At 37.5% G+C, this 15,141-nt stretch carries 14 protein-coding genes; 5 read left to right on the plus strand and 9 right to left on the minus strand.

The genetic code is table 11. The features are described 5' to 3' along the window. Positions 1–142 precede the first annotated feature (142 nt). A complete protein-coding gene (gene ggt / locus QV04_RS01565) occupies positions 143–1,984 on the plus strand; it encodes a gamma-glutamyltransferase (RefSeq protein WP_065230542.1) in 1,842 nt (613 codons plus the stop codon). Between the two features lie 63 nt (positions 1,985–2,047). Here the strand turns inward: ggt and QV04_RS01570 are convergent, their stop codons facing one another. The 5 genes from QV04_RS01570 to priA all read right to left on the minus strand — a co-directional run bounded on the left by QV04_RS01570 (position 2,048) and on the right by priA (position 9,071). Beyond that, positions 2,048–3,181 carry a glycerate kinase gene (locus QV04_RS01570; RefSeq protein ID WP_065233111.1) on the minus strand — a complete coding sequence of 378 codons (1,134 nt, stop codon included), beginning with the start codon at positions 3,179–3,181 and terminating at the stop codon, positions 2,048–2,050. Between the two features lie 13 nt (positions 3,182–3,194). Next, positions 3,195–4,574 (minus strand): GntP family permease, encoded by a 1,380-nt coding sequence (locus QV04_RS01575; protein WP_065233112.1) that lies wholly within the window; start codon positions 4,572–4,574, stop codon positions 3,195–3,197. 122 nt (positions 4,575–4,696) lie between these two features. Further along, the gene (locus tag QV04_RS01580) at positions 4,697–5,803 is read right to left on the minus strand and encodes a CdaR family transcriptional regulator (RefSeq protein ID WP_065233113.1); all 1,107 of its coding nucleotides are present in this window, start codon (positions 5,801–5,803) and stop codon (positions 4,697–4,699) included. A gap of 164 nt (positions 5,804–5,967) precedes the next feature. After that, entirely contained in the window at positions 5,968–6,780 is an 813-nt protein-coding gene (ftsN, locus tag QV04_RS01585; protein ID WP_065233114.1) for a cell division protein FtsN, read from the minus strand. Between the two features lie 83 nt (positions 6,781–6,863). Beyond that, positions 6,864–9,071: a primosomal protein N' gene (gene priA, locus QV04_RS01590; RefSeq protein WP_065233115.1), complete on the minus strand. Its 2,208-nt coding sequence runs from the start codon at positions 9,069–9,071 to the stop codon at positions 6,864–6,866. A 217-nt stretch (positions 9,072–9,288) separates the two neighbouring features. On the opposite strand from priA, the gene rpmE reads away from it, so the two are divergent. Continuing rightward, positions 9,289–9,504: a 50S ribosomal protein L31 gene (gene rpmE / locus QV04_RS01595; protein ID WP_039174251.1), complete on the plus strand. Its 216-nt coding sequence runs from the start codon at positions 9,289–9,291 to the stop codon at positions 9,502–9,504. Between the two features lie 57 nt (positions 9,505–9,561). On the opposite strand, the gene QV04_RS01600 is transcribed toward rpmE, so the two are convergent. Both QV04_RS01600 and yejK read right to left on the minus strand, forming a co-directional pair. Next, positions 9,562–9,981 (minus strand): outer membrane protein assembly factor BamE, encoded by a 420-nt coding sequence (locus tag QV04_RS01600; protein ID WP_065230548.1) that lies wholly within the window; start codon positions 9,979–9,981, stop codon positions 9,562–9,564. Between the two features lie 67 nt (positions 9,982–10,048). Next, positions 10,049–11,062 (minus strand): nucleoid-associated protein YejK, encoded by a 1,014-nt coding sequence (gene yejK, locus QV04_RS01605; RefSeq protein WP_065230549.1) that lies wholly within the window; start codon positions 11,060–11,062, stop codon positions 10,049–10,051. Between the two features lie 126 nt (positions 11,063–11,188). Between yejK and QV04_RS01610 the strand changes: the two genes are divergently transcribed. Next, a complete protein-coding gene (locus tag QV04_RS01610; protein ID WP_065230550.1) occupies positions 11,189–11,419 on the plus strand; it encodes a YejL family protein in 231 nt (76 codons plus the stop codon). Positions 11,420–11,436: 17 nt separating this feature from the next. After that, positions 11,437–13,215 (plus strand): DUF3413 domain-containing protein, encoded by a 1,779-nt coding sequence (locus tag QV04_RS01615; protein ID WP_065233116.1) that lies wholly within the window; start codon positions 11,437–11,439, stop codon positions 13,213–13,215. A 10-nt stretch (positions 13,216–13,225) separates the two neighbouring features. On the opposite strand, the gene QV04_RS01620 is transcribed toward QV04_RS01615, so the two are convergent. Beyond that, a complete protein-coding gene (locus QV04_RS01620) occupies positions 13,226–13,588 on the minus strand; it encodes a helix-turn-helix domain-containing protein (RefSeq protein ID WP_039136849.1) in 363 nt (120 codons plus the stop codon). Between the two features lie 126 nt (positions 13,589–13,714). On the opposite strand from QV04_RS01620, the gene QV04_RS01625 reads away from it, so the two are divergent. Continuing rightward, positions 13,715–13,906 carry a hypothetical protein gene (locus QV04_RS01625; protein ID WP_039136847.1) on the plus strand — a complete coding sequence of 64 codons (192 nt, stop codon included), beginning with the start codon at positions 13,715–13,717 and terminating at the stop codon, positions 13,904–13,906. 40 nt (positions 13,907–13,946) lie between these two features. Here the strand turns inward: QV04_RS01625 and QV04_RS01630 are convergent, their stop codons facing one another. Then, complete coding sequence (locus tag QV04_RS01630) at positions 13,947–15,140, minus strand: NAD(P)/FAD-dependent oxidoreductase (protein ID WP_065233117.1); 1,194 nt, start codon at positions 15,138–15,140, stop codon at positions 13,947–13,949. Position 15,141: the final 1 nt, after the last annotated feature.

Here is a 15,141-nt window from a genome sequence, read left to right on the forward strand (position 1 = left end):
TCTTCACTATAACCATTAACCTCACTATTCACCCACTAAAAACATAACAAAATAATCACATTTATTAAAAATATTGCAAAGATAAAAATATTTTGTTAAATCTATATTTCATTCTTATTATTCCCCAATATGGAGTTATTCTATGCCAAAATCATTTCGCAACCGGAAAAAGAATTTATTCACTTTATTACTAACATTACCATTAGTCAGCACTGCCGTATTCTCAAATACCGCGCCTCAACCAATACAATCCTCACAACAAATTGATAGTAAATACTCATCGTTAGAAGATACATCTCAAACAACACAAGCTACAAAACAAACTATCGCTGCCGCTTTACGTTATGACAGCAGTAAAGATATTTTTCATCCTGTTTATGGTACACAAGGTATTGTGGCTACAGAACAACATCTTGCCAGTCAAGTGGGTTTACAGATTTTAAAAGAGGGAGGGAATGCTATTGATGCTGCCGTTGCTGTCGGCTTTGCCTTAGCAGTTGTTTTACCAAATGCAGGTAATATTGGTGGCGGTGGTTTTATGGTATTACACGATGCAAAATCTGGTGAAAATTTTGCAATAGATTTTCGTGAAATAGCGCCATTAAAAGCTCACAAAAATATGTACCTTGATGAAAAAGGTAATGTTATTGATGGAAAATCATTATTCACTCACTTTGCCGTTGGTGTCCCCGGAACGGTAGCAGGAATGGAATATGCTTTGAAAAAATGGGGAACTATGTCATTGGAAAAAGTGATCGCACCAGCAATTAAACTTGCCAATGAAGGCTTTATTATCAGTGATACCCTAGGGAAAACATTAGCTATAGAAAAAGATAATCTTGCTAAATGGGAAAGCACAAAAGCTATCTTTTTCAAAGGTGAGCAACCTCTGACAAGCGGTGATCGTTTAATTCAAAAAGACTTAGCTCATTCATTGCAGCTTATTGCCAAACAAGGTTCTCAAGCTTTCTACCAAGGTGAAATTGCTGAAAAAATTGTAAAAGAAATGGAAAAATACGGTGGCTTAATCACTTTAGAAGATATGAAAAGCTATCGTGTTATTGAACGCAAACCTGTTACTGGAAATTATCGTGGATATAAAATTGTTACTATGCCACCACCAAGCTCCGGTGGCGCACATCTTATTCAAATATTAAATATTCTCGAACATTATCCTTTAGAGAAATATGGGGCAAACAGTGCAAAAGCCATTACTAAATACGCGGAAGCAATGAAACTAGCTTATGCCGATCGCTCTGAATATTTAGGCGATCCGGATTTCGTTAAAATTCCTTTAAATGGTTTAATTTCTAAAAAATATGCGGATGAATTGGTCAAAAAAATTCCTTCAGATCATATCGTTCCATCAAAAGAGATTAAAGCGAGTGAACCACAACTCTATGAAAGTGATCAAACCACGCACTACTCTATTATGGATAAAAGCGGAAATGCTGTTGCTGTAACCTACACACTCAATCTTAATTTCGGCAGTGGTATCGTTGCTGAAGGTACAGGAATTTTATTAAATAATGAAATGGATGATTTTTCTTCCAAACCTGGTGTACCGAATGCATTTGGATTAATTGGTGGAGAAGCTAATGCTATTGCAGCGAAAAAACGACCACTATCATCAATGACACCAACATTGGTAATGAAAGATAATAAACCATTTCTTGTTACCGGCAGTCCGGGTGGCGCACGAATTATTACAACAGTTCTACAAAGTATTGTGAATACCATTGATTATAAAATGAATGTTGCTGAAGCAATTTCTGTGCCTCGTGTTCATCACCAATGGCTACCTGACGAGTTAAGAATTGAAGAAGGTATTAGTCCTGATACTATTCACCTCTTACAAGAAGAGGGATACAAGGTAGTCACCAAAGCCTCAATGGGACGTGTACAGATTGTACAATCTACAGAAGATGGCTTCTTCGGTGCGTCCGATCCGAGAAACCCTGACGGCGCAACTTTCGCTTATTAAACCTTTAAAAAATAAAAATATCCCTAATTGAACAAATTAGGGATATTTCGATATATATTAATCTTAAATCTTCAATTTCAATATTTTTGCCACATTTTGAGCGGTGGAAATCAGATTTTCTCGTCCTTGTGCCAAAGTATCTGACAATGAAGCTACATTACGAATAATTGGGAAAACCGCATCAATTCCGGCATCATAAACCACTTCATAATCTGCTCGTAAACATCCCACTATGGCAATCACTGCTTTATTGAAACGTTTTGCCGTTTTTGCTACACCAACCGGTGTTTTACCATACACTGTTTGGCTATCCATCCTGCCTTCACCGGTAATCACTAAATCAGCATCTATCATTACTTCCGCTAAATTTGTTGCTTCGATAATTATGTCAACACCTGACTTAAGATGACAATTAGGTAATAATTGTAGCCCTGCCCCCATACCACCAGCAGCACCGGCACCGGCAATATTGGCAATATCCTTATTTAATTGCTGTTCTACTTTTTGCGAGAAGAAAAAGAGGGCTGCATCCAATTCTTTAATCATAGCCACTGTAGCCCCCTTTTGGGGACCGAATACTGCCGAAGCACCACGTTCACCACATAACGGGTTATCCACATCACAAGCCACTTCAATCTGTGTTATTGCCAATCTTGGATCCAAAGTAGACAGATCAATTTTAGACAATCGTTTTAACGCTGCACCACCTGCTACTAACGGTTTCCCCTTATTATCTAAAAATGCGGCTCCTAATGCTTGCAACATTCCAACACCTGCATCATTCGTAGCACTGCCTCCAATGCCTAAAATAATTTTCTCTACACCTAAATTTAATGCAGCTTTAATCAATTCACCTGTGCCATAACTACTAGTAATAAGAGGATTTCGTTTATTTTCATCTACAAGATGTAGCCCAGAAGCCTCTGCCATTTCAATAATGGCAGTCTTCCTATCAGCAGATAACCCCCACTTAGCCAATACTTTATTACCCAAAGGAGCGGTAACTTCTGTTATCATTGATTGCCCTTTCCAAGCATCAATCAGAGATTGCACTGTACCTTCACCTCCATCTGCCATCGGCACTTTAACATATTCCGCATCGGGAAAGATTTTTTTAAACCCAATTTCTATTGCTTGCGCAACTTGTAATGCGGTCAGACTTTCTTTAAATGAATCAGGGGCAATCACAATTTTCATATTAACTCCTTAGTTACAATAAGATGAGAGATAATAGATAAACTGTTAATATACCCACAATTCCCATAATAAAAGTCAATGCTGTTTGTGTACGATAGCCCTGTTGCGGAGTCATTTTACTAAAGTTGGTCACTACCCAAAAATAACTGTCATTTGCGTGAGAAACACACATTGCCCCCGCAGCAATTGCCATTACAGTCAAGGCTGCAGCAATTTCAGAAGTTAAACCCAAAGTGTTCATCAAGGAATCATTCGCATTAAACATTCCCATAATCGCAGCAGTTGTAATCATTGCAACTGTGGAACTGCCTTGTGCAGTTTTCAAAATGGCAGAAATTAAAAATGGGAAGAAAATGCCGGCAGTACTGATCGTAACCGCATTCTGTTTAATATATTCAACAAAACCGGCTTCAACGATAACTTTACCTAATACACCGCCGGCTGCTGTGATAAACAAAATCGGTCCAACAATTTTTAATGTGTCGTTGGTTAATTGTTCAAATTCACTCGCTTTTCCTGAATGGAAAATCAAAATAACAGCAAACACTACGCCGACTGCAAGTGCAAGAATCGGATTACCTAAAAAGAGAATTAAATTGCTGGCATCGCCGCTTAAACCTAGAATTTTAGTAATTGAACCCAACGCCATTAAAATAATCGGAATAAAAATCGGTGCTAAGCTTAAGCCGCCACTCGGTAATTTACCGTAACGTTTAAGCAATTCATCATAGCTTTGCGCGATTAATTCATCATCTTTGCCATCACTGCTGACAGTAACACGTTTACCGATATATTTTGCAAAGAGATAACTTGCTGCTAAAACCGGTATGGAAACGACAATCCCCATCACAATGACTAATAATAAATTGTGTTCAAGCCCAACGCCTCCGGCTACCGCAATTGGGCCCGGTGTTGGCGGAATGAAAACGTGTGCCGCATAAAGACCACCACTCAATGCCACCGCTGTTCCGACCGGATTGGCAGCAATTTTCTTCTGTATTGCCTCTCTGATCGGATTTAACACCACGAAACCGCTATCACAGAAAACAGGAATACCGACAACCCATCCCATAATCAACATTGCTAATTCCGGTCTTTTTTGACCGACAACTTTAACCACCATATCAGCCAATTTTAATGCCGCACCTGTTTTCTCGAGAACAGTACCAATAATCGCACCAAATATAATAACAATACCGATACTTTTGAATGTGCCGCTAAAGCCCTCCCCTATCATAGACGGAATTTTATTGAGCGGTATGCCTGCCAATAATGCCAACGCTAAAGAAACACTCATCAAGGCTAAAAACGGATGAACTTTCAATTTTGCAATCATCCAGATCATAACCATAATCGCGATGATAAAAGTGATAATAAGAGAAACGCCTGTCATAGAAGCCTCCTTTGTCATATTGTGCATCTATTAGGCATTATTTAACCTTATTTTAAAAAATACATTGTCTAAATTAACAATAAAATAAGTTTTTATAGTCAATAATTTGTATAAAAATACAATTAGCGTTGCAATAATGTACTGAGATATAAGATAAAAAGATCTTCTATCTTATTGAAAGACAAGCCTGTTATTTGCTCAATTCTATTCAGCCGATAACGCAATGTATTGATATGAATAAAGAGTTCCGTTGCAGTGCGTGCCGGATCACAATTTGAGAAAAAATATTGCTGCAACGTTTTTTGTAATTGATGAGAATGATCTTTTTGATATAACTTTTGTAGCGGTTTAAGCAATTCGGACACTTGCCACGATTGTAATAGCTCATCCAGCAAGACCGGCAGTTTATACTCCTCAAAAAAATAGACATTCCGTTTCGGGAAAAAACGCTGTCCATAAGCTAATGTTCTTACCGCTGTTTTATAGGAGAAAGAGAGATCAACATCATCCGATCGCATTGCGCCTACCGCAAATTTATAGCGATGAACACTGCTATTCGGTGGCAATAATTTAGATAAATATTGGCGATTTTTCAGCTGCGGATTGGCACTCAACACCACAACAGCTTCAAAAGAAAGCAGGGCAAAATGAAGATCCTGTTCATTTTGTACTTGCGCTAAATAATTAATCAATTCCTGTAAATCTGCTTTTGTCGAATCAATTAATTTAATAATTACAGCAACATAAGGTTTCGTTAAATCGATCGCAAAAAAAGAGGCTTGCTGTGCACAACACTCCGCATCCGGAACACCATTTAATAATTGCAATATAAATTCTTCTTTATAACGGTGATGCCAACGCTCCTGTTCAAGCACAAATGCCTGTTCGGCAATCAATTCCGCACTCATTTTCACTAATTCTGCAAATGGCTTCACCTCATCCGGTTTACCGGAAATACCGACAACACCAAGAATTTTGCCTTGATAATTGATTGGTAGATTGATCCCTTCCTGTGCCTCAAAATTCCATAATTTTGCCAACTCTGCCGTAATTTCCACCACCCGATTTTCTCTAATCGCCAAAACTGAGCCAGTGTGGCGTTGGTTCAAACGAGAGGCATTGCCTGAAGCAATAATCACCCCATTCTCATCCATCACATTGACCGAATAGGGAATAATCTTCATCGTACGCCACACAATTTTTTGTGCTATCTCTTTGTTTATTTTCATCACGCCACCCTTAATCACCTAAATACTGTTGTTTTATCCAGTGAGCGTATTTAATATGTGCTTTTTCATATTCCTGTTTTCATCGCAAAATCAAATATAACGCATAATAAAAAAGTGCTGGTTTTAACACCAACACTTTTCAATTTTTAATTCATCTTTGCCGCTTACATTCCGACAACCACACAATCTACCCCTTTTCCGGCAAGCGTTGATTTAGTGCTTGCCGCTGCGTTGTAACTATCAACCGGTCCAACAAAAACACGCGTCCAGTCTGCTGAACTTTTAGTAAAAGCGTTAAAGCCACTCATTGCTAAACGTGCCTGTAAATTTTCCGCTTGAGGTTTGTTTTTAAATGCACCGCACTGCAAGCCATATTTTCTACCGCCTTTATCCGCATTTTTATTGCTTTGGCTGTTATCCGCTGTTTTGGCTTCGGCAACCGCCGTTTTTGCTGGTGCTGTCGACTGAGTCTGCTGTCTATTCGCGTTTCTCTCTTTTTCAGCTTGACGCTGTTGCGCGGCCTGCTGTTTTGCTTGCTCTTGTTGGGCTTTGGCTAACTCCTGTTGTAACTTCGCCTGTTCCTGTGCTTTTTGTGCTTGTGCTTTCTGTTCAGCTAACTTTTCCTGTTCCAACTGCAACAAAATTTTCTTTTGTTCATCAGTTAACTGCACATTTTTTGAAATTGAAGAGATATTATCATCAACCGGCACTTCTCTTGTTTCAAGCTGTTTGATATAACTCCAAACTTCTTCAGGGCGGCTGGGCAAGGTGCTTTTCTTGGTCGTGGTTGAGGTATTAGCTGTCGGAGCGGCTGCTTGCTGTTGATTCACCGGTGATTTCTCTTTTAAAAAGAAAAGGGCAACCGCAAACACAATGACAATAGCTAAAATAAGGATAATTAACAGTTTTTTCTTGCCACCATTTTGTTGTCTTTTTCGCGGTGCTGAACTTCTAGAAACATAATCTCGTTGTGCCACAACAATTTCCTAACTGAATAAATAATATAAAACGTTTAAACAGCCGATAATTCTACTGAAATTTTGAAATATTGACTAGAGGATTAGCTAAAATCATAAGGATCAATATCCAATGATAACCTTACGCCCGATGCCGACTTATTCGTATTCAGCAACGTTTCAATATGAAACAGCACCTGATGCAATTTGCTGCGTTGTTGATGTTGAAACAGAACATACCAGCGATATTTACCGGCTCTTTTTTCCATTAATGCCGGCAATGGACCGACAATTTGCAGCTGCTCCAACCACGCCTGCGGCAAGTTTTTAACTTGTTCAACAAAAAAAGTCAGGCTTTGTGACAGCTGAGTTTCATTATTTCCGCTGGCTTTTAACAATGCCTGATAACTATACGGCGGTAATTGAAACTGTTGCCGCTGCAATAACGCTTGCTGACTGAATGCTGAATAACCTTTTGAAATCAAGGTATTAAACAACGGATGTTCCGGATAGTGTGTTTGCAATAAAACCAACCCTGCTTTATTACCTCGCCCCGTTCTGCCGGCAACCTGCACATAAAGCTGCGCCAAACGTTCTTCCGCTCGAAAATCAGAAGAAAAGAGTGCCGAATCAATATTGATCAATCCAACTAAACCGACATTAGGGAAATGATGCCCTTTTGCCAACATCTGCGTTCCAATCAAAATCTGCCGTTTCCCTTGCGCAATTTCATCTAAATAGCGATCCAACTCCCCTTTTTTCGTAACATTATCCCGATCCAAACGAGCGATTTGATATTGTGGAAACTTCTGCTGTAAAACTTGTTCCAACTGCTCCGTTCCTATTCCTGTCGTCAAAAGATGGGTCGAACCACAATTCTTACATTGAAACGGAATTGTTTTTTGTGCATCACAATGATGGCATTGCAAAATATGCCTAGATTGGTGATAGGTATAAGGTCGATTGCAACGTGGACAGGTTTCAACCGTTCCGCATTCGTGGCATAAATAAACCGGCGCAAAACCACGACGGTTTAAAAACAGTAGCACCTGCTCGCCGCGTTCCAATACTTGTTTCATCTGCTGCAATAAAGCATAGGACAAGCCATTTTCCATTGGTTGTGTTTTTAAATCTACTACCATTTGATGGTTCGCCACCTGATTTGTCGCCCGATAGCGCAAAGGAATAAAATGATATTTTCGATTTTCTACATTGTGTAAGCTCTCTAAACTCGGTGTCGCACTGCCTAAAATAATCGGTATATGGTGTTGTTTTGCTCGATAAACTGCTAAATCTCTAGCGTGATAACGCCAGCCTTCCTGTTGCTTAAAGGATTGATCGTGCTCCTCATCTAGCACGATTAATCCCAAGTCATAAAACTGAGTAAAAATCGCCGATCTAGTACCGATTACTATTGCCAATTCACCTTTCTTAGCCTGCTGCCACACCTGAAGACGTGAATTATCCGTCATATTGGAATGTAAAACGCCAATCGGCACATTAAACCGCAAATTAAAACGGCGAATGATTTGCGGAGTTAAGCCAATCTCCGGCACTAAAACCAGCACCTGCCGTTTCTGTTTTAATACTTCTTCGATCACTTGCAAATAAACTTCTGTTTTTCCCGAACCGGTTACACCTTGTAATAACCAGCTATGAAATCCTTGTCGTAAAGAGATTTGACTCACAGCTAACGCCTGTTCTTTATTTAACATCAATTTATTCTTTTCATTCACTAATGGGATAGCGCTAATTATCGCACGCTCAAACCATAGCTTAGGCTGTTCATCTGTAATTAATTCAACATAATTTTTCTGCAATAATTGGCGCTTTATCGTTGCGGAAAAAATATCGCTCTCTTTTTCCAAGCGTTGATGTTGCAATAAAAATCGCAACATTTCTTGCTGTTTTAATGCGCGTTTTAGGCTATTTTCTGCCAGCGCTGCTTTGCCCGATTCAGTTAATTGATAAAATTGTAGCTGCGTTAATGAGGGATGTTCTTCTTTGCTGAATTTTATCGGTAAAGCCGTAAATAAAGCTTCACCGATAGGATAGTGATAATAATCTTTTGCCCACAACAATAATTGCCACATTTTTTCATCAAACAGTGGCTGTTGATCCAATACTTTCAGCACTGCTTTTAAATTTTCCACTTCACTTGCGGGCAAAAATTCACTCACAATGCCAATGCGCTTTTGTGTACCAAATGGAACCAGCACTCTTGTGCCAATTGTAACTTCCAATGAATCAGGCAATAAATAATCAAACTGATTTCTTAATGCGATATCTAACGCAACACGGACAATTTTCATCGCTACCTCAATAAAATAAACAGCTTATTATAGGCAAATTTCCATAAATCCCCTAATATTCAGAATAATTAATCTGATTGTATTGAATTTCACCACCATTTCTTATATGATGCGCATTCCTTTTTACTGTCGCCGTTGTGCGATGTTTTTTTGTAAAAATATGTACGGTGTTGGTGCTTAAGCGACCAATAGCGGTACATCATCAAATGAGGTTATTATGAAACAAGGTATTCATCCTGAATATAAAGAAATCACAGTGACTTGCTCTTGCGGTAATGTGATTAAAACTCGTTCTACTATTGGACACGATATTAACTTAGACGTGTGTAATAAATGCCATCCATTCTTTACCGGTAAACAACGTGTTGTTGACACTGGCGGTCGTGTTGAACGCTTTAACAAACGTTTCAGCATTCCTAGTACAAAAAAATAATAAAAAGATAAAAACCTGCTTCTGTAATAAGCAGGTTTTTTTATTTTTATACAAAATTTATTTCCAAAATTGCCACCAAGATTTTTCTGATGTTTCTGCTCCTGTTTGTGATTGCCCCACTTCTACCTTTTCCACCTCAACTGGTTGCAAATCCGGTGAATAATTAAAACTTTCTACCGTCAGCTGAGGATTAAAGTGAACTATCAATTTCTTTTCAACAGGCGTTTCATACCCTTTTTGAATACGTTGCACATAAATCCAATTTGCACGATTAAATGGATCAACCAATAATGGGGTTCCCAACAAATACTGTACTTGTTCTTCAGTCATCCCTTTCTGCAATTTCTGCACCAACGCAGCATCAATATAATTACCTTGAGGTACATCAATACGATACACCAATTTTTCTAACGGTGTAGAACAGGCTGTAATCCCCAATGCAAAAAGTGATGATAGTAAAACAATCTTTAATTTCATAGTAGTTAGCCTTCTTAATAATCGTTAACTCATTCTGATGATACCGAAACTTAGCCTAAATGCCAATTTAATATTTATTTCGCTGTAACTGATCTTTCAAATTAGCTGGCACACCTTTGATTGTCAACGTATCATTCTCTTCATCCCAAATCACACGTTGTCCTAATAATTCAGCATTAAAGGTTAAAGTTACGCCACGCCCTGCACCAGAAAATTTCTCCAATTTCTTTAATGTTGACGCTAGAGGTGGAATATTTTCTTCAAGAGCATACTCCTCATTTTGTGCAAATTCGACAAATGATTTACCATTTAATATACCCATTTCGCTAGACAGTTCAGTAACATCAATATCTTCCCCTTGCTGTGCTTGGGTTTTACAATAAGTCAATGCCTGCTGTTTGACCTCTTGTGCAAGTTTTGGTTCAATCTGCTCTTGGTGACAATAATCCTGTACAGCCTGCACTAATAGCTGATTTTGCACTTTCGGATTTAAGCCCTCTTCCGCCCCCAAAAAGTCCATAAAAAAATCACTGACTTTTCGCCCAACACGTCCTTTTAAAAAGGTCAAATAACGATTAGACTGAGCATCCATTTTTAGTTCAGTTAAGTTGATACGAGCAATGATATCGCACTTACTAAGATCCAAATATTGAGTATCGTGAACATTTAATTCATCATCTACTAATAAACTGCTGCGACTGTCTACCAACCCTAAAAAGAGATACTCCGTTGCTAAAAAGTTGTATTGACTAATAATAAAATTCCCACCATTGGCAAAAGTATATTTACTGATTTCCTGCGCCAATTGCTGTGCTGCCTGTTGACTAAAAGTTAAAAAATCAATGTCATTTTCTAAATAGCGGTTTAATAATTGTGCAAAACTGGATGCATCGGTAAAAACGGCATAAGTCTTATTTTTTGATTGATAATGTTGATGAAGCTCCAACATTAACTGCCGCACTAATTCGTTATCCGGCAATAACTGCTGACGCAATCTGGTATCTATCTCTATTGCTTCACTTTCTTCTGCTGGTTTACGAAATAATTGATGCAAAATAATTTGTTCAACATTTATACTCATAATGTTATTCTTCGCCCTATACAATATAAATAATTGCCATTATAGGTGATTTTACTCATCATTTTTAGCCGATTTTCTGAAAAAATCTGTTATCATAACGCTACGTTTTTTGTCTATTTCAATACTATGGCTACACATTCAAAATATTCTAATAAACAAATCGAACTGTTGATGAATGAGATGATCGGCATTTTAGAAAAACAACAAGCACCGGTTGATCTCTCTTTAATCGTACTGGGGGATATGGTAAGCAATCTTTTATTAAGCAGTGTGCAGGAAAACAAGCGTATTGAACTAGCTGAAGCCTTTTCTCAAGCACTATTAAATTCATTGAAAACACCCAATAAAAAACATTAATTAATTCATCCGGCATAATGTTAAAACTAAATCACACACGGCAAGATCGCGAAGAATTATCACGAAAAATTTCGTGGGGTCATTGGTTTGCCTTTTTTAACATTATTATTTCTTTCATTATTGGTGCTCGTTATGCTTTTAATTCCGATTGGCCGGATACATTACTCGGTAAAATTTACTTTTTTATCAGTATTATCGGGCATTTCAGTTTTATTGTTTTTGCTATCTATTTATTAATCATTTTTCCACTCAGTTTCATTATAAAAAATCATCGTACATTTCGTGGAATAACCGTTATTTTGGCAACGCTTTGCACTACTTTGCTATTATTGGATAGTGAGATTTATAAACGCTTTTATATTCACCTCACCTCTATGGTATGGGATTTAATGATTAATCCTGAAAATGGTGAATTAGCTCGCGACTGGCAACTCTTCTTTGCACCGATGCCAATTATTCTACTGTTACAAATGCTATTTTCTCGCTGGTCATGGCAAAAATTACGCAGTCTTGAACGACAAAAATGGATTAAACCCGTTTCCTATACATTTTTGTTAGCTTTTATAGCTACTCATTTAATTTATGTATGGGCAGATGCTACTTTCTATCGACCGATTACTGCTCAACGTTCTAATCTACCGCTCTCTTATCCAATGACAGCACGAAAATTCTTAGAAAAAAACGGTATTTTAGACGCAGAGAGTTACCAACAACAGCTAACAAACAGCGGTCGCGCTGATGCTCGTTATCTAGACTATCCAAAACACAAATTGAATTATTCTTTATCTCAGCAACAACCAAATATTCTGCTTATCAATATTTCCGGGCTTAAACGTAGCGCCATTTCAGCGACAACTACACCGGCAATTTATCAATTTTCCAAACAATCGATAGATTTTCAAAACAATTACAGCAGTAGTAATTTATCTCAAGAAGGGTTAGTCGGCTTATTTTATGGGCTACCGGGTAATTATCTTGACAGTATTTTATTCAGTAAAACTGAACCGGTGTTATTACATCACCTACGAAACTTAGAATACCTAATTCACGCTAATACCACAAAAGAGAATAATCAACCGCTCTTTTCCGTGTTGTTTAATAAAAAAGAGCAATCTGTAGCGGAAAACAACAAAACTGCTTTCCAGCAATGGCAACAATGGTATCAAAAACAGGCTCAACAAACTTGGTTCAGTTTTATTGATGTCAGCTTGACCACAACAAACAATCCTATAACCACCAAAGCGATGGTTTCTGATACGGTATCTCCTTATCAATATGCCGAAAGATTAATTGAAATTGATCAGCAATTTTCTGATTTGATTAATCTGTTAAAACAACAGCAACAATTTGACGATACTATCATTATAGTAACTGCCGATAGTGGCTTTAGTGAAGAGCATCAGAATGATTTGTCGGATTTTTCAGCAGATAATATTCAAGTACCGCTTTTAATTCATATGCCGACATCCAACATTTTACAACGTTTTGATTTAACTAGCACTTTAGATATTGTGCCTACATTACTGAAGCACACTTTCCAAGTTACTAATCCAATCTCCGATTTTGCACTTGGTAATAATCTATTTGCCCTCAATCACTCACCAGATAATTGGACACTTAGTGCCAATAATCGTTGGGTAGTCATTATTGATAGTGATGGCGTGCAATATCAAATTGATAAATATGGAAATTACAAAAAATTTAATGCGAAATATCAGCAACAAAATTCAACTCGTCCGCCATTAGGTCTTTTCCTTGCAGCCTTTGGTGAACTTCGTAGCTTTAGTGAGCGTTAATTTCTTTAAACTATTTATCTTGAAAAGATAATATCAACTGCAATATTGCTCGCTTTTGATTATCCGAAAGTGTAGAAATAAGCCCTATCAACGTTTCATCTATAATGTCAACTTGCTCATTTTCCAAAACACCATATCTTAACCATTCTGGTTTAACATTTAACCATTCTGATAATGTATTAATTTTATCAAAAGCAGGGATAGCCAAGCCGTTTAACCACTTATAAACGGCTTGTTGCGTAATAGGTTCATTAGGATGACGAAGATTAAATTTTGTTGCTATTTCACTATTTTTCAATAAGTTAGGATATTTCACTGAAATAGCTAGTTTTAATCGTTCACTGAATTTCTCTTTTTCACTAGGTATTTTCATAGAAAGAATTATCACCTATTAAAAAAAATTCTTGTAAACCATATTAGTTTAAATATAAACTATATTGGTTTAATTCATTAATTTGTCTTAAACTTGAACTGTATTATTTTTTAAGAGGATTTTTTTATGAAACTAAATAAACTGTTTATCACAACAATGATTATTGCATCAATGTCATTAGCAGGATGTGCCGAATTAAAAACAAACTTAGAGGATATCGGAAAATCTGCAAAAGAATCTGCTGTTTCTAGAGCGAAAATGGAAGCGAGTCAGAAAGCATCGGAAGCAACAGGAAAAATACTCGGTTCTAAATATTAATATAAAATATATGAATAAAGGCTGCTTTGTCAGCCTTTATTTATTCACCAATAATTGCACTTGCACAAACATAAGCAGAACTCCATGCCCATTGGAAATTATAACCACCAAGCCAACCGGTAACATCCAACACCTCACCAATAAAATAAAGCCCTTTTATATGCTTCACCTCCATTGTTTTCGAGGAAATTTGGTTAGTGTCAACACCACCTAAAGTTACTTCAGCTGTTCGATAACCTTCTGTCCCATTCGGCATAAATTTCCATTGATGAAAAAGTCGGCTAATTTCAGCAATTTTTAGATTGCTTAAATCAGCCAAAATGCTTGTTGGTAATTGATAATACGAAATAAAAAATTCAACCAATTTATTCGGCAATAACCGTTGTAACGCTGTTTTTAATTGCATTTTTGATGAAGACTGACGCATTGCTTGCAAATATTCATCTAGCCTGATCTTCGGTAAAAAATCGACAAATAAAGATTGATTCGGTAACCAATAGTTAGAAATTTGTAACATTGCCGGCCCGGAAACTCCTCGATGTGTAAATAACAAAGAATTACTAAAACTCATCCCATTTTCCGCTGTAACCTTAATCGGCACAGAGATTCCGGCTAAATCAGCAAAAACTTTATCTTGCTCACGCCAGGTAAAAGGAACAAGCGAAGCTCGAGGCGGAATAATAGACAATCCAAATTGTTCTGCTATCTGATAACCGAAAGCTGTTGCTCCCAATTTCGGCATCGATAAACCACCAGTGGCTATCACTAACTCTTCACATTGAAAAAACAGATCATTCCCATATTTCACTTCAAAGCCGTGTGTGAGACGCATTACTTGAGAAATTTGAACTTGTAATTGAATTTGTACATTTGCTGATTGACACTCTTTCACCAGCATTGAAACAATCTGCTCTGCTCCGTTATCAGTAAAAAGCTGTCCTAACTCTTTTTCGTGATAGCTAATGCCATAGTCTGCCAATAAAGCAATAAAATCCCATTGGCTATAACGAGCTAAAGCCGACTTCACAAAATGTGGATTCTGCGATAGATAGTGCTGTGCTCCCACTTCTAAATTTGTGAAATTGCAGTAACCGCCACCCGACATCAAAATTTTGCGTCCGACTTTTTTACCATTATCCAATACCAACACTGATTTACCATTTTTACCGATTTGAGCAGCGCAAAACAACCCTGCCGCCCCGGCACCGATTATAATCACATCATATCGCTTCATC

This window comes from Gallibacterium genomosp. 1, from assembly GCF_001678575.1.
GTDB lineage: Bacteria > Pseudomonadota > Gammaproteobacteria > Enterobacterales > Pasteurellaceae > Gallibacterium.

Coding starts and splice junctions, on each gene's coding strand:
- ggt (WP_065230542.1), top strand. CDS start 143: ATGCCAAAATCATTTCGCAACCGGAAAAAGAATTTATTCACTTTATTA.
- QV04_RS01570 (WP_065233111.1), bottom strand. CDS start 3,181: ATGAAAATTGTGATTGCCCCTGATTCATTTAAAGAAAGTCTGACCGCA.
- QV04_RS01575 (WP_065233112.1), bottom strand. CDS start 4,574: ATGACAGGCGTTTCTCTTATTATCACTTTTATCATCGCGATTATGGTT.
- QV04_RS01580 (WP_065233113.1), bottom strand. CDS start 5,803: ATGAAAATAAACAAAGAGATAGCACAAAAAATTGTGTGGCGTACGATG.
- priA (WP_065233115.1), bottom strand. CDS start 9,071: ATGAAAATTGTCCGTGTTGCGTTAGATATCGCATTAAGAAATCAGTTT.
- rpmE (WP_039174251.1), top strand. CDS start 9,289: ATGAAACAAGGTATTCATCCTGAATATAAAGAAATCACAGTGACTTGC.
- QV04_RS01600 (WP_065230548.1), bottom strand. CDS start 9,981: ATGAAATTAAAGATTGTTTTACTATCATCACTTTTTGCATTGGGGATT.
- yejK (WP_065230549.1), bottom strand. CDS start 11,062: ATGAGTATAAATGTTGAACAAATTATTTTGCATCAATTATTTCGTAAA.
- QV04_RS01610 (WP_065230550.1), top strand. CDS start 11,189: ATGGCTACACATTCAAAATATTCTAATAAACAAATCGAACTGTTGATG.
- QV04_RS01615 (WP_065233116.1), top strand. CDS start 11,437: ATGTTAAAACTAAATCACACACGGCAAGATCGCGAAGAATTATCACGA.
- QV04_RS01620 (WP_039136849.1), bottom strand. CDS start 13,588: ATGAAAATACCTAGTGAAAAAGAGAAATTCAGTGAACGATTAAAACTA.
- QV04_RS01625 (WP_039136847.1), top strand. CDS start 13,715: ATGAAACTAAATAAACTGTTTATCACAACAATGATTATTGCATCAATG.
- QV04_RS01630 (WP_065233117.1), bottom strand. CDS start 15,140: ATGAAGCGATATGATGTGATTATAATCGGTGCCGGGGCGGCAGGGTTG.